18 protein-coding genes are annotated in these 20,373 nt (G+C 69.7%); 14 read left to right on the top strand and 4 right to left on the bottom strand.

The features are described 5' to 3' along the window. Positions 1–702 precede the first annotated feature (702 nt). The 4 genes from CWC60_RS05715 to CWC60_RS05730 form a co-directional block, all read right to left on the bottom strand. A complete protein-coding gene (locus CWC60_RS05715) occupies positions 703–1,332 on the bottom strand; it encodes a ParA family protein (protein WP_206419789.1) in 630 nt (209 codons plus the stop codon). 14 nt (positions 1,333–1,346) lie between these two features. Then, positions 1,347–2,834, bottom strand: a complete 1,488-nt coding sequence (locus CWC60_RS05720) for a CYTH and CHAD domain-containing protein (protein ID WP_164516395.1) — start codon at positions 2,832–2,834, stop codon at positions 1,347–1,349. Between the two features lie 205 nt (positions 2,835–3,039). Next, a complete protein-coding gene (locus CWC60_RS05725; protein WP_109793035.1) occupies positions 3,040–4,041 on the bottom strand; it encodes a lipid A deacylase LpxR family protein in 1,002 nt (333 codons plus the stop codon). Beyond that, positions 4,038–4,844 (bottom strand): hotdog family protein, encoded by an 807-nt coding sequence (locus tag CWC60_RS05730; RefSeq protein ID WP_109793036.1) that lies wholly within the window; start codon positions 4,842–4,844, stop codon positions 4,038–4,040. Before CWC60_RS05730 ends, CWC60_RS05725 begins: the two co-directional genes overlap by 4 nt. 329 nt (positions 4,845–5,173) lie before the next feature. Between CWC60_RS05730 and CWC60_RS05735 the strand changes: the two genes are divergently transcribed. From CWC60_RS05735 to CWC60_RS05800, 14 genes are read left to right on the top strand one after another with little or no spacing between them, the layout of a single operon-like run. Beyond that, on the top strand, positions 5,174–5,641 hold the full coding sequence (locus CWC60_RS05735; RefSeq protein ID WP_109793400.1) for a division/cell wall cluster transcriptional repressor MraZ: 468 nt from the start codon (positions 5,174–5,176) through the stop codon (positions 5,639–5,641). Next, positions 5,638–6,606, top strand: a complete 969-nt coding sequence (gene rsmH, locus CWC60_RS05740) for a 16S rRNA (cytosine(1402)-N(4))-methyltransferase RsmH (protein ID WP_109793037.1) — start codon at positions 5,638–5,640, stop codon at positions 6,604–6,606. Before CWC60_RS05735 ends, rsmH begins: the two co-directional genes overlap by 4 nt. Continuing rightward, positions 6,603–6,932 carry a cell division protein FtsL gene (ftsL, locus tag CWC60_RS05745; RefSeq protein WP_109793038.1) on the top strand — a complete coding sequence of 110 codons (330 nt, stop codon included), beginning with the start codon at positions 6,603–6,605 and terminating at the stop codon, positions 6,930–6,932. The genes rsmH and ftsL overlap by 4 nt, the downstream gene beginning before the upstream one ends. Then, positions 6,929–8,689: a peptidoglycan D,D-transpeptidase FtsI family protein gene (locus tag CWC60_RS05750; RefSeq protein ID WP_109793039.1), complete on the top strand. Its 1,761-nt coding sequence runs from the start codon at positions 6,929–6,931 to the stop codon at positions 8,687–8,689. The genes ftsL and CWC60_RS05750 overlap by 4 nt, the downstream gene beginning before the upstream one ends. Continuing rightward, entirely contained in the window at positions 8,676–10,106 is a 1,431-nt protein-coding gene (locus CWC60_RS05755; protein WP_109793040.1) for a UDP-N-acetylmuramoyl-L-alanyl-D-glutamate--2,6-diaminopimelate ligase, read from the top strand. The genes CWC60_RS05750 and CWC60_RS05755 overlap by 14 nt, the downstream gene beginning before the upstream one ends. Continuing rightward, positions 10,103–11,527: a UDP-N-acetylmuramoyl-tripeptide--D-alanyl-D-alanine ligase gene (locus tag CWC60_RS05760; RefSeq protein WP_109793041.1), complete on the top strand. Its 1,425-nt coding sequence runs from the start codon at positions 10,103–10,105 to the stop codon at positions 11,525–11,527. The genes CWC60_RS05755 and CWC60_RS05760 overlap by 4 nt, the downstream gene beginning before the upstream one ends. An 11-nt stretch (positions 11,528–11,538) precedes the next feature. Next, positions 11,539–12,627: a phospho-N-acetylmuramoyl-pentapeptide-transferase gene (gene mraY, locus CWC60_RS05765; protein WP_109793042.1), complete on the top strand. Its 1,089-nt coding sequence runs from the start codon at positions 11,539–11,541 to the stop codon at positions 12,625–12,627. 4 nt (positions 12,628–12,631) lie between these two features. After that, complete coding sequence (murD, locus tag CWC60_RS05770; RefSeq protein WP_109793043.1) at positions 12,632–14,008, top strand: UDP-N-acetylmuramoyl-L-alanine--D-glutamate ligase; 1,377 nt, start codon at positions 12,632–12,634, stop codon at positions 14,006–14,008. Next, the gene (locus CWC60_RS05775) at positions 14,005–15,126 is read left to right on the top strand and encodes an FtsW/RodA/SpoVE family cell cycle protein (RefSeq protein ID WP_109793044.1); all 1,122 of its coding nucleotides are present in this window, start codon (positions 14,005–14,007) and stop codon (positions 15,124–15,126) included. The genes murD and CWC60_RS05775 overlap by 4 nt, the downstream gene beginning before the upstream one ends. After that, positions 15,126–16,244: an undecaprenyldiphospho-muramoylpentapeptide beta-N-acetylglucosaminyltransferase gene (gene murG / locus CWC60_RS05780; RefSeq protein ID WP_109793045.1), complete on the top strand. Its 1,119-nt coding sequence runs from the start codon at positions 15,126–15,128 to the stop codon at positions 16,242–16,244. The genes CWC60_RS05775 and murG overlap by 1 nt, the downstream gene beginning before the upstream one ends. Next, on the top strand, positions 16,241–17,659 hold the full coding sequence (gene murC / locus CWC60_RS05785; protein ID WP_109793046.1) for a UDP-N-acetylmuramate--L-alanine ligase: 1,419 nt from the start codon (positions 16,241–16,243) through the stop codon (positions 17,657–17,659). Before murG ends, murC begins: the two co-directional genes overlap by 4 nt. Before the next feature lie 11 nt (positions 17,660–17,670). Then, the gene (gene murB, locus CWC60_RS05790) at positions 17,671–18,594 is read left to right on the top strand and encodes a UDP-N-acetylmuramate dehydrogenase (RefSeq protein ID WP_206419790.1); all 924 of its coding nucleotides are present in this window, start codon (positions 17,671–17,673) and stop codon (positions 18,592–18,594) included. After that, a complete protein-coding gene (locus tag CWC60_RS05795; RefSeq protein WP_109793048.1) occupies positions 18,591–19,496 on the top strand; it encodes a D-alanine--D-alanine ligase in 906 nt (301 codons plus the stop codon). Before murB ends, CWC60_RS05795 begins: the two co-directional genes overlap by 4 nt. Next, the gene (locus CWC60_RS05800) at positions 19,484–20,371 is read left to right on the top strand and encodes a cell division protein FtsQ/DivIB (protein ID WP_109793049.1); all 888 of its coding nucleotides are present in this window, start codon (positions 19,484–19,486) and stop codon (positions 20,369–20,371) included. Before CWC60_RS05795 ends, CWC60_RS05800 begins: the two co-directional genes overlap by 13 nt. Positions 20,372–20,373 lie beyond the last annotated feature (2 nt).

Raw genomic sequence — 20,373 nt, forward strand, 5'->3', positions numbered from 1 at the left:
GCACGCAAAGCCGACAAGGGGAATCCCCATCGGGACTCCACTGTCGGGTTCAATCCACTAGCATGGCCAATTGCAGTAGCCAGCGTCGGTATTTTGGTCGGGATTGTAATTGCCGGAATTTGCGCGGTCGACGTTTTGCCGTTTGAAAAGTGTTCAGAATAGAGGATGTGCCGTTTGTAGACTGAAATTTATCAATTTGCTCTGACAGAGAGCTGCCAATCTCATCTAGTTTCGAAACCTTCTGTGCACGTGCCGGCACGGGCATTCGCCCAACAGATTTTAAGTCTGTTGCGTCTACCAATTCCGCCACGCCCGGTTGCCATGACGCTGGCAGGAAGCCTGCCCCCGCGCCCGCGATTTGCCAAGGGGTGGCGCGCAACCAGCGACGGCGCCCTTGGGCTTGACCCAAGGGCCCAGCGGAAAGTCTGACTGGGTCCCGGGGTCGAGCCCCGGGACGCCGTATTGTGGGTGGCGGTGGCGGAGCGGGTCCGGATGGGTCGGTGGCAGGAGTCAGAAGGCGCGCGGGCCAGCCCAACCATCCCCCGCGCGCCGACCGGGAAAGTCAGAAGGCGCGCGGGCCAGCCCACCATCCCCCGCGCGCCAACCGGTAATGCCAGCCATGCCAACCCCGGCGGGCCAACCGGTGATGCCAGCCCAGCCATCCCCCGCGCGCCAACCGGTGATGCCATCCCCCGCCGGCTCCTATTGCCCTTCTATGAGTCTTATCAGCGGCAGCCAGTCGTCGACCGCGCCGGCGCGGCGGGAGGGGGCGAGGTCGAAGATGCCCAGGCCGCGCCGCGCCACATCCGGGTAGAGCGCGCGGTCGGCCAGCCGCGCCGCCGTCTCGTGGCCCAGGCCGGCCAGGAATTCGTCCAGCTCCTTCGCCGCGCGGGTGTTGGCGCGCACCCGGTTGGCGACCACGGCCAGGGGCTTGCGCCCCTTGGCGATGGGCTTGATCTCGTCGACCTTCTTCACGAAGCGCTTCGTCGCCGCCTCGTCGAAGACCGAGGGCAGCACCGGCATCACCACCAGGTCGGCCTGCTTCAGCAGCGCCTGCACGGCCTTCGAGGTGACCCCGGCCGGCGCGTCGATGACCAGCCGCTCGATCCCCTTCGGCACCTCGCCCGGCCCCTTGCGCCAGTCGAGCCCCTCGATCGCCGCGGCGTCCGCCGGGCGGCGCTTCAGCCATTGCAGGGCCGAGCGCTGCGGGTCGCCCTCGGCGATGGCGGTCCTGAGCCCGGCGGCGGCGAAGCAGGCGGCGAGATTGGTCGCCAGGGTGGTCTTGCCGCAGCCGCCCTTGGCGTTGGCCACCAGCACGGATATCAGCGCCATTCGCTCGTCCCCCCTCAGTCGCGCCAGAACGGCGCCGCCGCCCGGAAATCGTTCCAGGCCGCGATCATGTGCGGCTCCACCGCCTTCAGCCGGTGGGTGTACCAGCCCTTGACCAGCGCCGCGCCGACCATCGCTTCCGGCTGGCCCGCGGCGAGATTCTCGGCCAGCCCCTCGGCCACGGTGGCGTCGTTCATCCGTCCCAGATCGTCCTGCAGCGCGCGCAGGCTCTCGCGGAACGGGCCGATGCTGTCGTCGGGATACAGCGACTGGAAGAAGTCCAGCGCGTAGCGGAACTTCTTCACCGCGATGCGCACCTCGTGGCGCTGCGCCGTCGGCATGGTCTCGAAATCGCGGCCCTTCTTCCGGGCCTTGCGGAAGCGCTTGTCGAGCACCCGCGCGGCGAAGGCGGGCAGCGGCTCGCTCAGGTCGCCGGGCCCGGCCATGTCCTCGGCCAGCAGCATGACCTTCACGATCAGGCGGCTGAGCTCCCGGCCGGCGCAGAGCTCGCGCACCGCCGCGTAGGCCGCGGCCTGACGGGCCTCGGCGGCCTCCGTCAGCAGCTTCAGCCCGCGCGCCTCCCCATGCGCGGCGGCGACCGGCGGCAGGGTCTCGGCCAGGAAGACGTCCAGGTCCCGCGCCGGGCCCAGCGCCTTCAACACCGGCCGCGCGCGCTCGTCCAGGCGCTCCGCCTCCGCGCCGATGGCCTTGCCGAAAACCTTGAAGGCCGAGCGCAGGCGGCGCAGCGCGACGCGGAGCTGGTGCACGCCCTCCGGGTCGCGGCCGTCGGCGGCGGCGGGGATGTTGGCCATGATCTGGGTCGCGGTCTCGCCCAGGATGCGGGCGATGGCGCGGTTGACCGTGTCGCCGGGGCCGAGTTCCGGCTTGCGGGCCTTGCGCCAGGCGGGCGGCGCGCCGCCGGCCAGCTCCATGCCGCGGGCGGCCTTGGAGCGCGGCTCCAGCGCCAGCGCGTGCTTCGACAGCAGCATTTCCGCGGCAGCGAGCACGGCGCGCGGCTCGCCCTTCAGCAGCTCCAGCTCCAGCTCGCCCACGGGCATGCGGCGGTCCCCGGCCTCGATCCGGCCCGCGTCCAGCGAGCATTCGAGCACCGCGCCGCCGAACTCGACGATCTTCTTCGTGCGGCGGACCACCGTGCGATGCCGCTCCGACAGCTCCTCGGGCAGGATCACACCCAGCTCTCCGCGCGGCGCGCCGGCGGGCAGCAGGCCGGGATCCGCGGCCGGCGCGTCCAGCGCGGTCTCCCATTCGCCGCGCGCCAGCTCGCCCTGGCCCTCGCGCTTCAGGGTCAGGATGTGCTCGCCGCCCTTGTCGCGCAGGCGGAAGGTGAAGCCCTTGCGCCAGAGGCGGTCATCGGCGGTGTCGTGATAGACGCTGACCACGTCCGTCATCTTCTGCTCGCCGCGCCCCAGGTCGGCCAGCGCCGCCTTCAGGACGCGCGCCGGGCCCGTCAGCTTGATCTCCACCTCGACAGGCGCGTCCGTCATCTCCGCCTCCCTGGGCGCCATCCGGCCGCTGTGCGGCAACCGATCCGGGGACGCCCTGACCAATCCCGTCCGTTTAACCCGGGCTTCGCGGTCCTGTCAGCCGGAATCGGCATCGGGCCCTGTACAGCCGCGTTGTCACAAAAGTGACACATTTGCGGTGTTCAGTAATCGCAGGTCTCGGGAAGGATTGTTCGGGCGCACGCTATCAATAGCGCGTGGTCAGGGAAATCGCGGCGAAGTAGTGGGGGTCCTGCTGGGTGTCGAACTCCCGGCTGCGGCGCACCATGGTATAGGCCAGCCGGAAACCGCCGATATGGATGGCGATGCCGGCATCCGCCTCGAAAACGAAATTGCGTTTGTCGACCCGCGCGCTCTCGGTGAAGTTGTTGCCGTCCAGGACCAGGTTCTTGGCCACGCCGCGGGCCTGGAAGCCGGTGAAGAAGTACCAGTTGAAATCCGGGGCGCCGGCGATGAAGCCGCCGCCGGCCAGGCTGGGGCGGATGCGCGGCGGACCCAGGTCGTCCTGCAGGTCCGGCCCGAAGCGGGCGGTGAAGCCCAGCCGGCCCTCGGTGCGGATGTTGCCGATGCTGACGCCGGCGCTGGGCAGCACGTCGAAATTGTATTCCCGGCTTTCGCGCCAGACCCGCCAGGTGCGGTCGAAGCTGAGCAACAGGACGGGTTCATTCGACAGCTGGTTGTCCCAGCCCTTGGCGATCTCGCTGGCGATGAGCTGGTGCACCGTGTTCTGGGTGAACTCGCCCATGGCCAGCGGCCCGACAACGCCGAGCTGAAGGGTCAGGGTGTCCACCGCCGAGGTGCGGTCGACCACGCCGGCGAATTCCAGGTAGAGATAACCGGCATAGGGGTGCTCGCCGGGCTGCGGATCGGGGTCGGTGATGTCGCGCGGGGTGAACAGGTTCTGGCCGACGGAGACGCCTTCGTAGATGCGGGTCTCGTCCGCCACATCCAGGAAGGTCTGGCCCAGCCAGTCGGTCAGGTCGCTGACCGCGCCCTTGGGGCGCAGGTACTGCAGCCGCCAGCCATTGGTGTAGTTCTGGTCGGTGCGGGCGAAATAGTCGTTCTCGATCACGAATGACAACGTGCCGATCTCGGTCTCGGGCGCCTGCGCGCGCGCGCCTGACAGGACGGACGACAGCGCCAGCAGGGCCAGCAGGGTCAGCCGGAAACGCGAAGCCTGGGAAATCATGCACTCATCCGAACCTGTCTCGGTTCGTATATGGCGACATGGTCGATGCGCGCAATGGCGCGGCCTTCCGAGAACAGGGCGACGTCCAGCTCGACGAAGCCATGGCCCTTGTGGTCATAGCGCCGCGCGACCCGGGCGCGGGTCTCCAGATCGCCGCCCGCCTGCAGGGGCGCGAAATGGCGCACCGTGCTGCCGACATGGATCCACGGGCCCAGCCGGACATTGTCCTTCAGCGCGCTGTTCGCGCGGCGCAGCAGGAAGCCCGGATGCACCGCCCCGGTCTCCGTGTAGAGCGGATGCGTCTCGCGCACGTCGGCGCGGTAGCTCTGCTGGCCCGCGCCGTCGGCGGTCTCCCGGATCGTGCCCAGCGCCGCGCCTTCGGGCAGGGATTGCGCCGAGGCCGGCGGCCGCGCGTCCGGCGCCGGCAGCCCGGCTGTCGGGTACTGCTCCGGCAGAGGCGGCTCCGCCGGCTCGGCCAGCCAGGCGGTCGCCGTCGCCAGCTCGGTGTCCCGCGCCGAGAGCGCGATGGCCAGCCGGCCGTCCGCGTCGTCCCGGGCCTCGATCCGCGCGGTCTCGCCGTCATAGAGCGGCTTGCCGAAGCGGCACTCGATCATGCCCCGGGCGAGGAACGCCGCGCCGAAGCGGATCACCGCCGCCCGGGTCATGTAGGCGTAGACGTCGACGCCCGGCACCAGGCCGCCCTGGAAACCGAACTTCTTCGCCACCGAATCGTCATGGATTCGGTTCTCGCTGGCCGTGGCCGTGTTGAAGGCCGCCACCTCGTAGGCAATCGCGCCGCTCATCGAATTCCTCCCTGTCACGCCGGCCCGAGCATATCGCCTCGCGTCTGAGGGGTCACGGGGACCGGCGGCGCGGGCGTACGGGATTTGTCGCCCTGTTTCTTCGCGCCCGAAACAAAAACAGAACATATTGGCGTCGCAATTCTCCAATTGTTGGCGGCCATCACCATCCAGTTCCGGTCGATTCCATTGACGGCCCATTTTTTTCCACGTATATCCATTTTTGCCCCAGAAAATTCCGTGTATTTCCGGTGAGATCCAGAAGCCTCGGAGGGGAGAAGGCGTAACGGGCGGCGCGCAGGAAGCCAGAGCAGCGGAGCATCAGGCCGGGCATGAAGTTCTTCCTCGGCACATATGTCCGAAAGGTGGACCGGAACGGGCGGGTCTCCATTCCCGCCAAATTCCGCACGCTGCTGGGCGAGAGTGACGAGTCCGCCGAAGTTCACATCTTCCGCTCGCGCCACGACGACAACGTCCTCATCGGCTGCGGCGACGCCTTTCTCGAAAAGCTTTTCGAGCGGCTGGAGCGGGAAGACCCCACCAGCCAGGCCTATGAAGACATCAGCTATTCCATCTTCGGCGGGGTCAGTACGCTGACCATCGACGGCGACGGCCGCATCGTCCTGCCGCCCGAACTGCGCGAAGCGGTCGGCGTGGAGAAGGAGATCGCCTTCGTTGGCCGGGGCGACCAGTTCTCGCTGATGCATCCCGACGTCGCCTCCGGCAAGGTCGAGGAAGGCCGCGTGCGTTCCCGCAGCGCCCATGAGGGCATGCTGTCCAAGCGGGGGCGGGACGAATGAGCGCGCATCTGCCCGTCATGCTGGACGAGGTGACCGCGGCGCTGCGCGTGCGCGACGGCGGCCGCTATGTGGACTGCACCTTCGGCCTGGGCGGCTACACGGCGCACTGGCTGGCCTCGGCTGACTGCCGGGTCTACGCCATCGACCGGGATCCGGACGCCATCGCCGCCGCCGAGGTCATGGCCGAGGCTCATGGCGGACGGCTGACGCCCCTGCACGGCGCTTTCGGTGACATGGAGACCCTGTTGCGGGATGCAGACGCCGGCGCCGTCGACGGTGTCGCCATGGATCTGGGCGTCTCTTCGCCGCAGCTCGACCGCGCCGAGCGTGGTTTCAGCTTCCTGCGCGACGGGCCGCTGGACATGCGCATGAGCCGAAGCGGCGAGACCGCCGCCGACATCGTCAACACCTGGGAGGAATCCCGGCTGGCGGACCTGTTCTACCATTATGGCGAGGAGCGCCGCTCCCGTCCGGCGGCCCGCGCCGTGGTCCGCGCTCGCGACGAAGCGCCCATCGACACCACGGGCCGCCTGGCGGAGATCATCGCCGCCGCCATCCCCGCGCCGGGCAGCCGCATTCATCCGGCGACGCGGGTCTTCCAGGCCCTGCGCATTGCCGTAAACGACGAGCTGGGGGAACTGCGCCGCGGTCTCCGCGGCGCGGAACGCGTGCTGGCCGAAGGCGGCCGGCTTGCCGTGGTGAGCTTCCACAGCCTGGAAGACCGGCTGGTCAAACGCTTCCTGACCGAACGCTCGGGCGCCGAGCCCAGGGGTTCGCGTCACCGCCCCGAGGCCGCGGACGGGCGGGAGCCGTCCTTCCGGCTGCTCAAGCGCGGGGCGATCAAGCCCGGCGACGCCGAAATCGAACGCAATCCGAGGGCCCGGTCGGCGCGGCTGCGGGTGGCCGAAAGGTCCGCAGCCGCGCCGTGGCCGCCCGGCGCGGGCACGGAGGACGAAGCCGCATGAAGGGCTATATCGCCATCGCTTCGGTGTTCGCCGGTCTTTCCGTCGTCGGCGGGGTCTACGAGATCGAGCGCCGCCATGACGCCGCGGACAGCCACGCCCGTGAGATCGAGCGCCGCATTGAGAACGCCCGGCGCGAGATCCATGTGCTGGAGGCGGAGTGGAGCTATCAGACCCGCCCGTCCCGGATCGAGGACCTGGCGGCGCGGCACCTGCCGCTCAAGCCGACCGCGGCGGAGCGCATCCTGGCCGATCCGGCGGCGCTGCAGACCGTCATCGACCGCATGGGCGGCATTGTCGAAGCCCGATCGACGGAGGCACTGAAATGAGCCGCACCCTGTTCGATCCGGCGCCCTCGGCGGAACTTACGGGCCGTGATCTGAAGTCCCGGCTGCCCTCCAGCGACGCCGCGCGCGTGCGCCGCCGGCTGGTGCTGCTGGCCGTGGCTTTCGCCATCGGGTTCTTCGGACTTTCCGCGCGGACGGTGCAGCTTTCACTGCCCGCGCAGCCCCTGCTGGCCGACGCCGCCCAGGCGTCGGAGTCCGAGGCGCCGGCGTCGGCATCCGAGGCGCTGCCCTGGCGCAAGCGGGCTTCCATCGTGGACCGCAATGGCGGCCTGCTGGCCGTCGACCTGCCGACCCATACGCTGCTGGTCCACAAGCGGCGGGTGAAATCGATCCCGCATCTGGCGGAACGGCTGGCCGTGGCTCTTGGCGAAGACGACGCCGCCGGGATCCGCGAGCGGCTGGAATCGGCCCGCGCCAGCGTCATCCTGCGCCGCCGGCTGACTCCCGATCAGGTGGCCGCGGTCTACCGGGTCGGCGATCCGGCCATCGAGATGCTGCCAACGGTCACCCGCAACTACCCGGCGGGCGCGCTGACCGCGCACGTGGTCGGCTTCCTGGACGGGGAGCACCGCGGCCGCGCGGGCATGGAGCGGGGCCTCGAGACGCGTCTGCACGATCCCGCCGCGGAACCGGTCGCCCTTTCCATCGATCTCGGCGTGCAGCATGTGGTGCACCGGGAACTGAAGCGGGCCATCGAGACCTTCTCCGCCATCGGCGGCGCTGGCGTGGTGATGGACGTGGACACCGGTGAAGTGATCTCGCTGGTCTCCCTGCCGGACTTCGACGCCAACATGCGCGAGGCGATGCGCGAGGACGCCTTTTTCAACCGCGCCACCTATGGCCGGTACGAGATGGGCTCCACCTTCAAGGCCTTCACCACGGCCATGGCGCTGGAGGTGGGGCGCATGCGTCTGACCGACGGCTACGACGCGACACATCCGATCCGTTATGGCCGCTTCACCATCCGCGACCACCACGCCAAGGCGCGCTGGATGACGGTCGCCGAGATCTTCATGTACTCGTCCAATATCGGCGCGGCGAAGATGGCGGTGGACGTCGGTACCGAAGCCCAGCGCCGCTTTCTGGGCTCGCTCGGTCTCCTGGACCGGTCGCCGCTGGAACTGCCGGAAGTCATCGATCCCCAGGCCCCGGCCCGCTGGAAGGAACTCGAGACCATGACCATCGCCTTCGGGCATGGTCTCGCGGTCTCGCCGATGCAGGTCGCCGCCGCCATGGCCGCCATGGTCAATGGCGGACGCCACGTCACGCCGACGCTGCTGCGGCGCGGACCCGGCAACCCTGCCACCGAACGCGAGGTGATCTCCCCGGCGACCTCGGAGAAGCTGCGCAAGCTGTTCCGGCTCGTCGTGGCGGAAGGCACAGGGCGCCAGGCCCAGGCGCCGGGCTATGTCGTCGGCGGCAAGACCGGCACGGCCGAAAAGCCGAAGGCCGGCGGCTATTCCCGCAAGGCGATGATCACCTCCTTCGCGGGCATCTTCCCGATGCACGACCCGCGATACGTCATTCTCATCATGCTGGACGAGCCGAAAGGCACCAAGGAGACCTTCGGCTACGCCACCGCCGGCTGGAACGCCGCGCCGACCGCCGGTCGCATCATTCCCGAGATCGCGCCCATCCTGGGCGTGCGCCCGGTCGCGCCCGACGATCCGCGTGTCATCGAGGCGCTGTCCCTCCCCGCCAACGCCGAACGGACAGCGAGGCGGAATGAAACTCTCTAGGCTTGCAGGCGGGAGCGCGGGCGAACTTGGCGATATCGACATCGCCGGACTGACAGCGGACAGCCGGGAAGTACGTCCCGGCTTTCTCTTTGCCGCGCTGCCGGGCGTCCGCCATGACGGGACCGAATTCGTGCCGCAGGCGGTGGCGAGCGGCGCCGTCGCCGTGCTTGCCGGACGCAGCCTGGACGCCGGCGTGCCGCTGATCACCGGTCAGGATCCCCGACGCTGTCTGGCGCGCATGGCAGCCCGATTCTACCGTTCCCAGCCGGAAACGGTCGTTGCCGTGACCGGCACCAACGGCAAGTCCTCGATCGTGTGGTTCCTGCGCCAGATCTGGGCCGCGGCAGGGATCAACGCAGCCTGCCTCGGCACGCTGGGCGTGACCACCCGGAACGGCCACTATCCCGGTTCGCTGACGACACCGGACCCGGTGGCGCTGCAGCGACGGGCGGCGGCGCTGGCCAATGACGGCGTGACCCATCTGGCGCTGGAGGCCTCCAGCCACGGGCTGGCCCAGCGCCGCCTCGACGGGCTGCGGCTCGCCGCCGGCTGCTTCACCAATCTCAGCCACGATCATCTCGACTATCACAGCTCCGTCGAGGATTACCTCGAGGCCAAGTCCCGGCTGTTCGCCGAGTTGCTGCCAAAGGGCGCGCCGGCGGTGATCTGCGCCGATTCCGAACATGGCGCCACGATCGCCGGCCGCGCCCGTGAGGCCGGGCTGCGCGTGGTCACCTATGGCCGGAGCGGCGCCGACGTCGCCTACCGCGTGCTGGAGGCCGACCTGGACGGACAGCATCTCGAGATCGACGCCGCCGGAGAGCGGGCGCGGGTCCGCCTGCCTCTCGTCGGCGCGTTTCAGGCCGAGAACGCGATCGCGGCCTTCACCCTGGCGACCGTCCTGGACTCCGGGCGCCGGGGTGCTCTGGCGGCGCTGGCCGGACTGACGGGGGCGCCGGGCCGGCTGCAGCCGGCCGGCAGGTCCGCCGGCGCCGCCGCCTTCATCGACTACGCGCATACGCCCGAGGCGCTGCGCGCGGCGATTACCGCCCTCCGGCCCCACACGGCGGGCCGCATCGTCACCGTCTTCGGCTGCGGCGGCGACCGCGACCGGGCCAAACGGGCAGTGATGGGCCGGATCGCGGCCGAGCTGTCGGACGTCGCCATCGTGACCGACGACAATCCGCGCACCGAGGACGCCGCCGCCATCCGCGCCGAGATCATGGCGGCCTGCCCGGGCGGAATCGAGATCGGCGACCGCCGCCGGGCGATCGTGCGCGCCGTTTCCATGCTGCGCCAGGGCGATATCGCGCTGATTGCCGGAAAAGGCCATGAAACCGGCCAGATCGTGGGCGATCAGGTGCTTCCGTTCGACGACCTGTCGGTGACGGGCGAGGCGATGGAGGCGCTGACATGATCGATCTCTGGCATGCGGACGAGGTGGCTGCGGCCACGGGAGGGCAGGCGGCCGGCGGCTGGCGGGCCGGCGGCGTCTCCATCGACAGCCGCACCGTGACCGGCGGCGACCTGTTTGTCGCCCTGGCAGGGCCGAACTTCGACGGGCACGACTATGTCGAAGACGCGCTCGCGAAGGGCGCCGCGGCGGCCATGGTCCACCGCGCGCCGGCCGGCGCCGATCCGGCCCGGCTGGTCGTCGTGGGCGATACGCTGAAGGGGCTGCAGGATCTCGGCCGCGCCGCCCGCCAGCGGACCTCGGCGAAGGTACTGGCGGTGACCGGCTCCGCCGGCAAGACCGGCGCCAAGGAGGCGCTGCGCCACTGTCTTGCCGCCTGCGGGGTGCGGGTCCACGCCTCGGACAAGAGCTTCAACAACCATTGGGGCGTGCCGCTGACGCTGGCGCGGATGCCGCGCGACACGGACTACGCCGTCCTGGAACTGGGCATGAACCATCCCGGCGAGATCTCGGCGCTGGTCGAGATTGCCCGGCCCGAGGTGGCGCTTATCACCACCATCGCCCCGGCGCACATGGCGGCGTTCGAATCGCTGGACGCCATCGCCGACGCCAAGGCCGAGATCTTCGAGAAACTCGGTCCGGAAGGCGTCGCGGTCATCCCCGCCGACCTGCCGCAGACCGCACGTCTGACCGCAGCAGCGAATCGGGCGGGCGCCGGTCGGATCGTGACCTTCGGCGCGGCGGACGCGGCGGATGTCCGGCTGATCTGCGCGAAGGTCAAGGCCGACCGCTCCTGTGTCCGCGCCGATCTCGCCGGCGTGGAGGCCACGTTCTGCGTCGGCTTGCCCGGCGAACACTGGGTGATGAATGCGCTGGGCGTGCTGGCCGCGTTGCAGGCTGCCGGCGCCGACATCGGACGCGCGGCCCCGGCGCTGGCGCGGCTGCAGCCGCTCGCCGGCCGCGGCGCGCGCGAACAGGTGCCGATGCGCGGCGACCGATCCTTCACCCTGATCGACGACAGCTACAACGCCAATCCGGCCAGCATGCGCGCCGCCTTCTCCGTGCTTGGCGCCGCCGAGCCGGCGGGCCGGGGCCGCCGCGTCGCCGTGCTGGGCGACATGCTGGAACTGGGCCGCGAATCGGGCCGGATGCACGCAGGCCTGGCCGACGACCTCGCCGAAAGCGGCGTCCGGCTGGTCTTTCTCTGCGGCCCCGAGATGGCCCGGCTGGAGACGGCGATGAAGCACCGCGCCGACGTCGTGCACGCGCCCGACTCCGAGACACTGGCGCCGAAGGTGGCCGCCGCGGTCGGCGACGGCGACGTGGTGCTGGTCAAGGGCTCGCTGGGCAGCCGCATGGCGGTCGTCGTCGAGGCGTTGAAATCCCTGGGCGAGGGCGGCCGCGCAGCCGCCGCCCGCGGCTGAAGGGGGCGGAGATGCTCTACAACCTCCTCTCGCCCCTCTCGGAGCAGTTCCTGTTCTTCAACCTGTTCCGCTATCTGACCTTCCGGACCGGCGGCGCGGTCATCACGGCGCTGCTCGTCTGCTTCATCGTCGGGCCCTACTTCATCCGCTGGCTGCGTTCCCAGCCGCGCTACGCCCAGCCGATCCGCGAGGACGGGCCCCAGGGCCACATCGTGAAGAAGCAGGGCACGCCGACCATGGGCGGTTTCCTGATCCTGTTCTCCGTCACGGTGGCGACGCTGCTCTGGGCGGATCTGTCGAACCAGTATGTCTGGATCGTCATGATGGTGACCCTCGGCTTCGGTCTGGTCGGCTTCGTCGACGACTATTCCAAGGTGAAGGGCGGCACCCATCGCGGCCTGCCGGGACGGTTGCGCCTGGGCGTCGAGTTCGGGATCTGCCTGGTGGCCACCGTCTGGCTGGCGCTGATTGCGCCGGAGAACCTGTCCAACCGGCTCGCCTTCCCGTTCGTGAAGGACTTCATGCTCGATCTCGGCTGGTTCTTCGTGCCCTTCGGCATGTTCGTCATCGTCGGCACGGCGAACGCCGTGAACCTGACCGACGGGCTGGACGGTCTCGCCATCGTGCCGGTGATGATCGCCTCCGCCACTTTCGCGCTGATCGCCTATGTCAGCGGCCATACGATCTTCGCCGAATACCTCCAGATCAACTTCGTGCCCGGCGCGGGCGAACTGGCGGTCTTCACCGGCGCGCTTGTCGGCGCGGCACTCGGGTTCCTGTGGTTCAACGCGCCGCCGGCCATGGTCTTCATGGGCGACACCGGCAGCCTGGCCCTGGGCGGCGCGCTGGGCGCCATCGCAGTGGTGGTAAAGCACGAGTTCGTGCTCGCCATCGTCGGCGGCCTGTTCGTGCTGGAAACCGTCTCCGTCATCGTTCAGGTGGCCAGCTTCAAGCTGACCGGCCGCCGCGTCTTCCGCATGGCGCCGCTGCACCACCACTTCGAACAGAAGGGCTGGGAAGAGCCCACCATCGTCATCCGTTTCTGGATCATCGCCCTCATCCTGGCGCTGATCGGCCTCGCCACGCTGAAGCTGAGGTGAGCCGATGATCGCATTGAGGGGGATGGAGGGGAAACGGATCGCGGTTCTGGGCCTCGGCAAGAGCGGCCTCGCCACTGTCCGGGCCGCCCGCGCCGGCGGCGCCGAGGTCGTCGCCTGGGACGACAGCGCCGAACGCCGCGCTGCGCTGAAGGACGCCCCGGTTGAAGCCCCCGAGCGTATCGACTGGGCCGCCGTCGACATGCTGGTGCCGGCGCCGGGCATACCGCTGACCCACCCCGAGCCGCATCCGGCAATCCGTGCGGCCACGGCGTCCGGTGTCGAGATCGCGGGCGACATCGAGCTTTTCGTCCGCGCCTGTCCCGAGGCGCGCGTGATCGGGGTCACCGGCACCAACGGCAAGTCGACGACGACGGCGCTGATCGGACATGTTCTGACCGAATGCAGGGTCGACGCCGAGGTCGGCGGCAATATCGGCACCGCCGCGCTCGATCTGGAGCCGCCGAAGCCGGGCACGGTCTGCGTCCTGGAGCTCTCCTCCTACCAGCTCGACCTCACTGAATCGCTGAAGCCGAAGGTGAGCGTGCTGCTCAACATCACCCCCGACCATCTGGACCGGCATGGCGGCATGGCCGGCTATGTCGCCGCAAAGGAGCGGCTGTTCGCCCGGGTCGGCCAGGGCGACACGGCGGTGATCGGCGTCGACGACGACTTCGGCGCGGATCTGGCGCAGCGCCTCGCCGACCGCCACGACGTCCATGTCGTGCCGGTCGCCGTCGGCCGGCCGCTGGCCGACGGGGTCTATGTTCTGAAGGGGCAGCTGTTCGACGGCGGGCTGAAGATCATGGACCTTGCGGCGGCCAGGGCGCTGCCGGGCGCGCACAATCACCAGAACGCCGCCGCCGCCTACGCGGCCTGCCGCGCCATCGGCTGCCGGACCGCAGACATCGCCCGCGCCATCGCGAGCTTTCCCGGTCTGCCGCACCGGATCGAACGCATCGGCGAGCGCGAGGGCATAACCTTCTACAACGACTCCAAGGCGACCAACGCCGAGGCCGCGGCACGGGCGCTGGGCGCTTTCACCGGCATCTACTGGATCGCCGGGGGCAAGCCGAAACAGGGCGGACTGGGCCCGCTTTACCCGTTCCTCGACCGGGTGCGCCGTGCCTATCTGATCGGCGAGGCCGAAGCCGCCTTTGCAGACGAGCTGGAGGGCCGCGTCGAGACCCGGCGCTGCGGTACGCTGGCCGCGGCGGTCGAGACCGCCTGGTCCGACGCCCGGCAGGCCGGTTCCGGCGTCGTGCTGCTGTCGCCCGCCTGCGCCAGCTTCGACCAGTTCCCGAACTTCGAGGCGCGCGGCGACGCGTTCCGCGCCGTGGCGTCGTTCATCATCGAACGGTCGGACGCGGAGGGCGCGCCATGATCGGTTTCGGACGCACCGACCGCTCGACCCTGGGCCGCTGGTGGTGGACGGTGGACAAGTTCACCCTGGTCGCCTTCGTGCTGCTGATCGGCATCGGCATCACCCTGACCCTGGCGGCGGGGCCCGCGACCGCGCACCGCAAGGGGCTGGACCACTTCTTCTTCGTGCAGCGCCAGATGATCTTCCTCGCGCCCGCGCTGGCGGCGCTGGTCGGCCTCTCGATCCTTTCGGTCGCCCAGGTCCGCCGCCTTGCCATCATCGGTTTCGCGCTGGCCTTCCTCGCCACGCTGGCGACGCTGTTCATGGGTGTCGACGTCAACGGCGCCACCCGCTGGCTCCGGCTGGGCGGTCTTTCGGTGCAGCCATCGGAGTTCATCAAGCCGACCTTCGTCGTGGTCACCGCCTGGCTGATCGCCGCCGGCCGCCGCGAACCGGGCGGCCCGCCCGGCGTCGGCATTTCCGCCGTGCTCTGCCTGCTGATCGTCGGCGTACTGGCCTTGCAGCCGGACATCGGCATGTCGCTGGTTGTGGCCTGCGTGTGGGCCGCCCAGTATTTCGTCGCCGGGATGCCCATGCTGCTGGTCGGCGTGCTGGCGGCGGCGGGTGCCGGAGCGCTGTACGGCGCCTATCACCTGTTCGAACATGTCCGGGAACGCTTCGACCGGTTCCTCGATCCGTCCGCCGAGAACTACCAGGTCCATCGTGCGCTGGAAGCCTTCGAGGCCGGCGGCCTGACCGGCCGGGGTCCGGGGCAGGGAGAGGTCAAGTACCTGCTGCCCGACGGCCATACCGACTTCGTCTTCGCCGTCGCCGCTGAGGAGTTCGGCGCACTGGCCTGCGTCGTCGGCATCGCCCTGTTCGCCCTGATCGTGGTGCGCGGGCTGATGCGCATGCGCCGCGAGGACGATCTGTTCGTCGTGCTCTGCTGCACCGGCTTCCTCGCCATGTTCGGCCTGCAGGCGGCGGTCAATATCGGCGTCAATCTCAACCTGCTGCCCACCAAGGGCATGACGCTTCCGTTCATCTCCTATGGCGGCTCGTCGCTGGTGGCCCTGTCGATCGGCGCGGGATTCCTGCTGGCGCTGATGCGCCGTCAGGCGCCGGGAGGCGGCGGCTGATGGCGGGGCGGAAGAAATTCGTGCTGACTGCCGGCGGGACCGGCGGTCACCTGTTCCCGGCGCAGGCGCTGGCCGAGCAGCTCGCGCGCCGCGGCCATGGTCTGGCGCTGATGACCGACCGGCGCGGAGCACAGTTCGGCCAGCGGTTCCCCGACGCCGAGATCGTCACTGTCGAAGCGGCGTCTCCGGCCGGCGGAATCGGCCAGAAGCTGCGGTCCGCGGTACGCATGGGGCGTGGCTGCATGCAGGCGCTGACGGCGCTGCGTCGTCTGGCGCCTGCGGCCGTCATCGGCTTCGGCGGTTATGCTTCCCTGCCCGCGCTCTGGGCGGCGGGGCGGCAGCGCCGGCCCATCGTCCTGCACGAACAGAACGCCTTCGCCGGCCGCGCCAACCGGCTCTTCGCCGGCCGCGCCGCTGCGGTCGGTCTCTCCTTCGCTGCGACCGGCGGGTTGGAGCGATTCGGGGACACGCGCACCGTGGTGGTCGGCAATCCGGTCCGTGACGCGATCCTGACCCTGCGGGATGCGCCCTATGAAGGCCCCGGTCATGACGGCCCGCTCAACCTGTTCGTGTTCGGCGGCAGTCAGGGCGCGGCGGTCTTCGCCGAGACGGTGCCCGAGGCGCTGGGCGGCCTGCCCGAGCGGCTCAGGTCGCGGCTGAGCGTCACCCAGCAGGTTCGCCCGGAGAACATGGATGCCGCCCGCGCCGCCTATGCCGCCGCCGGGATGGAAGCGCGGCTGGAGCCTTTCTTCGAGGACATGGCGGCACTTCTGGGCAGGGCGCATCTGGTGCTGTCCCGCGCCGGCGCGTCGACCGTGAACGAGCTGGCCGTTGCCGGGCGGCCCTCGGTCCTGGTGCCCTATCCCCACGCCGCCGACGACCATCAGACTGCCAACGCCCGCGCCATGGCCGATGCCGGCGGGGCCTGGCTGGTGCCCAACGAGAGATTCGACGTGGCGACCTGCCGCCGCACGCTGGAGGCATTGCTGGAGGATCCGGCGGCCCTGTCGCGCATGGCGGCCGCCGCACGGCAGATCGCGATGCCCGACGCGGCCGAGCGTCTTGCCGATCTGGTCGAAGAAGTTTCCTGCGTGCGTAGCGTGGAGGACCGGACATGACCCAGATGCCCCTGGATATCGGCCCCATCCATTTTGTCGGCATTGGCGGTATCGGCATGAGCGGCATCGCCGAGGTGATGCACACGCTGGGTTACCGCGTGCAGGGCAGCGACATCGCCGAGAGCGCCAATGTCGAGCGGCTGCGCGGTCTCGGCATCGGGATCTCGATCGGCCATCGCGCCGAGAACCTGGGCGAGGCGCAGGCGCTGGTCGTCTCCTCGGCGGTCAAGGCCGACAACCCCGAGGTCCGCGCCGCCCGTGAACGACACGTTCCGGTGGTCCGCCGCGCCGAAATGCTGGCCGAGCTGATGCGGCTGAAATGGGCGCTGGCCGTCGGCGGCACCCATGGCAAGACGACGACCACTTCCATGGTGGCGCAGTTGCTCGACCATGCCGGTTTCGATCCGACCGTCATCAACGGCGGCATCATCAACGCCTACGGCACCAACGCCCGTCTGGGCGGCGGCCAGTGGATGGTCGTGGAGGCCGACGAGTCTGACGGCAGCTTCGTCAGGCTGCCGGCCGCGGCGGTGATCGTGACCAACATCGACGCCGAACACCTGGATCACTACGCCGACTTCGACGAGATCCGCGACGCCTTCGTCACCTTCGTCGAGAACATCCCCTTCTACGGCGTCGCCGTGATGTGCATCGACCATCCGGAAGTGCAGTCGCTGATCGGCCAGATCACCGACCGCCGCGTCATCTCCTACGGCTTCAGCCGCCAGGCCGATGTGCGCGCGGTCGACGAGAGCTTCAGCGAGGGCGCGGCGCATTTCGCCGTCGAGTTCCACGATCGCCGCACCGGCGCGGAATCCCGCATCGATGACCTGACGCTGCCGATGCCGGGCCGCCACAACATCCTCAATGCACTGGCCGCGATCGCCGTCGCGCGGGAGATCGGCATCGGCGACGAGGCGATCCGCGACGGGCTTGCCGCCTTCTCCGGCGTGAAACGGCGCTTCACGAAGACCGGCGAGGTCGGCGGGGTCACCGTGATTGACGACTACGGCCATCATCCGGTGGAGATCGCCGCCGTGCTGAAGGCCGCGCGGGAGAGCACGACCGGCCGCGTCATTGCCGTGGTCCAGCCGCACCGCTACTCGCGGCTCGCCGCGCTCTTCGGCGACTTCTGCTCCTGCTTCAACGACGCCGACACCGTGCTGGTGGCGCCTGTCTATCCGGCTGGTGAACAGCCGATCGAAGGTTTCGACCGCGACGCCCTGATCGAGGGGCTGAACGCCCGCGGACATCGCCGCGTGCGCGCGCTTGCCGGACCGGAAACGCTGGCGGCGATGGTGCTGGAGGAAGCGGAAGCGGGCGACATGGTCGTCTGCCTGGGCGCGGGATCCATCACCCAGTGGGCGAACGCGCTGCCCGAACAGCTCCGGGCGCTGCAGGACGGAACGGCATGAGGGCGGCGGTCATGACACGACGGGCTACATTGCTGATCGACCGTCTGCCGCAGGTGCGCGGAAGCTACACGGCCGAGGCGCCGATGAAGGATCTGACATGGTTCCGCGTCGGCGGTCCGGCGGAGGTGCTGTTCCGGCCCGCCGACCTGGACGATCTCATGCTCTTCATGGCCTACCGGCCAATGGATGCGCCGGTCACCTTCATCGGCGCGGGCGCCAACCTGCTGGTGCGTGACGGCGGCATCCCCGGCATCGTCATCCGCCTGGGGAAGGGCTTCAATCATATCGAGGATGACGCGCGCGGCCTGCGCGTAGGCGCGGGCTGCAGCAACGTCTCGGTGGCGCTGCGGGCGCGGGACCGCGGGCTGAAGGGCTACGAATTCCTGCGCGGCGTACCGGGCACCATCGGCGGCGCGCTGCGCATGAACGCCGGCGCCTATGGTCAGGAGATGAAGGACATTGTGCTCGCCGCGCGCTGGGTGAGGGGGGACGGCCTGCTGCAATGGTCTTCGGTCGAAGAACTCGGCTATGGCTACCGGCACTGTTCGCTGCCCGAGGACCGGATCTTCGTGGAGGCGATGCTGCGCGCCGAGCCGGGCGACCGGGAGGCCATCCGCCGCCGGATGGACGAGATCAGCGCCGAACGCACTACCACGCAACCGGTGAAGACCAGCACCGGCGGCAGCACTTTCGCCAACCCGCCCGCACACAAGGCCTGGGAACTGATCGACCGCGCCGGCTGCCGCGGCCTGGTGATCGGCGACGCCCAGGTCTCGGAGCAGCACTGCAATTTCCTGATCAACCGCGGCGCGGCCACGGCCGCCGACCTCGAGACCCTGGGCGAGACGGTGCGCGAACGCGTGAAGGCCGCCACCGGCATCGAACTCCGCTGGGAAATCCGGCGCATCGGCGTTGCCGGGGGGGCGCGGTCATGAGCCGGATCGCGGTCATCATGGGCGGCTGGTCCGCCGAGCGCGAGGTTTCGCTGGTCACCGGCGGGGCCTGTGCGAAGGCCCTGGAATCGCTGGGCCACGATGTGGTCCGCATCGACGTCGACCGGCGTATTGCCGAGACCCTGAACGCCGCGAAGGTGGATCTGGTCTTCAACGCCCTGCACGGCCGCTACGGCGAGGACGGCACGGTGCAGGGGATGCTGGAGATCATGGGCATTCCCTATACCCATTCCGGCGTTCTGGCCTCAGCCCTGGCGATGAACAAGCCCGAAGCGAAGATTCTGTTCCGCGACGCCGGTATCGCCGTGCCCGACGGCGAGGTCATGACCCGCAAGGCGCTGGCCGCGAGCCGGAAATACGCGCCGCCGCTGGTGCTGAAGCCGCTCAACGAGGGCTCTTCGGTGGGCGTCGAGATCATCCTGGAAGGCGACAATTTCCGCCCGCTCGATCAGGGAGATCCGGATGAGCGCCTGCTGGTCGAAAAATACATCCCCGGCCGGGAAATCCAGGTCGCCGTCATGGGCGACCGGGCGCTGGGCGCCATCGAGATCGTCTCGCCGGGCCGTTTCTACGACTACGAGGCGAAGTATGCGCCAGGCGGGTCCAGGCACCTGATGCCGGCGCCCATGCCGAAAGCCGACTACGAGCTGGCCCTCGACTATGCGCTGCGCGCCCACAAGGCGCTCGGCTGTCGCGGTCTGACCCGGAGCGATCTTCGCTACGACGACACCGGTGAGGGCGGCGCGGAACTCTACCTGCTGGAGGTCAATACCCAGCCGGGCATGACGCCCACGTCCCTGGCGCCGGAAATCGCCGCGCACCAGGGACTCAGCTTCGAGGACCTCTGCAGGGAACTGGTGGAGGACGCATCATGCGACCGTTGATGGCGGACAGCGCCGACCGCGTGCTGGGCGGCGGCGAGAAGGGCAAGGGCGCGGCGGGCCGCAAGGCGCCGGTGGAGCGGGAACTGTTGCGGCGCCAGCGCCACCGCAAGCTCGGCCGCTTCGTCATAGCCGGAGCCTTCGCGGTCGCCCTGGCCGGTGGCTATGTCGGCCTGCAGCGGGACTGGCACGGCGCGGCGCTGGCGGCGATGGACCGGGGCCTCGACACGGCGTTCCGCGCCGCAGGGCTGGGTGTCGCCGAAGTGACGCTGGAAGGCCGTCGCCGCGCCGGCCCCGAGGCACTTCGCCGCGCGCTGGGCGTCGCAGTCGGCGACCCGATCCTGCGCCTCGACCTGGAGGACCTGCAGCATCGCGTGGAGGGCGTCGGCTGGGTCGAGACCGCGACGGTCACCCGCCGTCTGCCGGACCGGCTGCACATCGCCATCATCGAACGCGAGCCCTTCGCGCGCTGGCAACTCGATGGCCGCACCGCGCTGATCGACCGTACGGGCCAGGTGATTCTGGCCGATGTGGGCGCGCGCTACCTCACTCTGCCGCGTCTGGTGGGGCCGGGCGCGAACCTCCGTGCGGCCGAACTGTTCGCCCTGCTGGACAGCGCGCCGGCGCTGAAGCGCCAGGTGAGCACCGCCAGCCTGATCCGGGAACGCCGCTGGGACATCGGCATGGAAAGCGGCGTCACCGTTCGCCTGCCGGAGACCGATCCCGGCGAGGCCTGGGCCCGCTTCAGCGAGGTCAACCGCCGGGACGGGCTGTTGGAGAAGCGTCTGAATCTAATCGATCTTCGCGTGCCCGGACGGGTGATCGTGCGGCTGGAGCCGCCGGCCGCCGAACCCGGCGCGGTCGAGCGGGAGACCTGAAA

It is taken from the genome of Minwuia thermotolerans (genome assembly GCF_002924445.1).
GTDB lineage: Bacteria > Pseudomonadota > Alphaproteobacteria > Minwuiales > Minwuiaceae > Minwuia > Minwuia thermotolerans.

Excerpts from the sequence above, each read along its gene's own strand:
- CWC60_RS05775 (WP_109793044.1), top strand. The coding sequence starts at position 14,005 with ATGATCGGTTTCGGACGCACCGACCGCTCGACCCTGGGCCGCTGGTGG.
- CWC60_RS05730 (WP_109793036.1), bottom strand. The coding sequence starts at position 4,844 with ATGAGCGGCGCGATTGCCTACGAGGTGGCGGCCTTCAACACGGCCACG.
- CWC60_RS05795 (WP_109793048.1), top strand. The coding sequence starts at position 18,591 with ATGAGCCGGATCGCGGTCATCATGGGCGGCTGGTCCGCCGAGCGCGAG.
- CWC60_RS05760 (WP_109793041.1), top strand. The coding sequence starts at position 10,103 with ATGATCGATCTCTGGCATGCGGACGAGGTGGCTGCGGCCACGGGAGGG.
- rsmH (WP_109793037.1), top strand. The coding sequence starts at position 5,638 with ATGAGCGCGCATCTGCCCGTCATGCTGGACGAGGTGACCGCGGCGCTG.
- CWC60_RS05720 (WP_164516395.1), bottom strand. The coding sequence starts at position 2,834 with ATGACGGACGCGCCTGTCGAGGTGGAGATCAAGCTGACGGGCCCGGCG.
- murC (WP_109793046.1), top strand. The coding sequence starts at position 16,241 with ATGACCCAGATGCCCCTGGATATCGGCCCCATCCATTTTGTCGGCATT.
- murD (WP_109793043.1), top strand. The coding sequence starts at position 12,632 with ATGATCGCATTGAGGGGGATGGAGGGGAAACGGATCGCGGTTCTGGGC.
- CWC60_RS05800 (WP_109793049.1), top strand. The coding sequence starts at position 19,484 with ATGCGACCGTTGATGGCGGACAGCGCCGACCGCGTGCTGGGCGGCGGC.
- CWC60_RS05715 (WP_206419789.1), bottom strand. The coding sequence starts at position 1,332 with ATGGCGCTGATATCCGTGCTGGTGGCCAACGCCAAGGGCGGCTGCGGC.
- CWC60_RS05750 (WP_109793039.1), top strand. The coding sequence starts at position 6,929 with ATGAGCCGCACCCTGTTCGATCCGGCGCCCTCGGCGGAACTTACGGGC.
- ftsL (WP_109793038.1), top strand. The coding sequence starts at position 6,603 with ATGAAGGGCTATATCGCCATCGCTTCGGTGTTCGCCGGTCTTTCCGTC.
- murG (WP_109793045.1), top strand. The coding sequence starts at position 15,126 with ATGGCGGGGCGGAAGAAATTCGTGCTGACTGCCGGCGGGACCGGCGGT.
- CWC60_RS05725 (WP_109793035.1), bottom strand. The coding sequence starts at position 4,041 with ATGATTTCCCAGGCTTCGCGTTTCCGGCTGACCCTGCTGGCCCTGCTG.
- mraY (WP_109793042.1), top strand. The coding sequence starts at position 11,539 with ATGCTCTACAACCTCCTCTCGCCCCTCTCGGAGCAGTTCCTGTTCTTC.
- CWC60_RS05735 (WP_109793400.1), top strand. The coding sequence starts at position 5,174 with ATGAAGTTCTTCCTCGGCACATATGTCCGAAAGGTGGACCGGAACGGG.
- CWC60_RS05755 (WP_109793040.1), top strand. The coding sequence starts at position 8,676 with ATGAAACTCTCTAGGCTTGCAGGCGGGAGCGCGGGCGAACTTGGCGAT.
- murB (WP_206419790.1), top strand. The coding sequence starts at position 17,671 with ATGACACGACGGGCTACATTGCTGATCGACCGTCTGCCGCAGGTGCGC.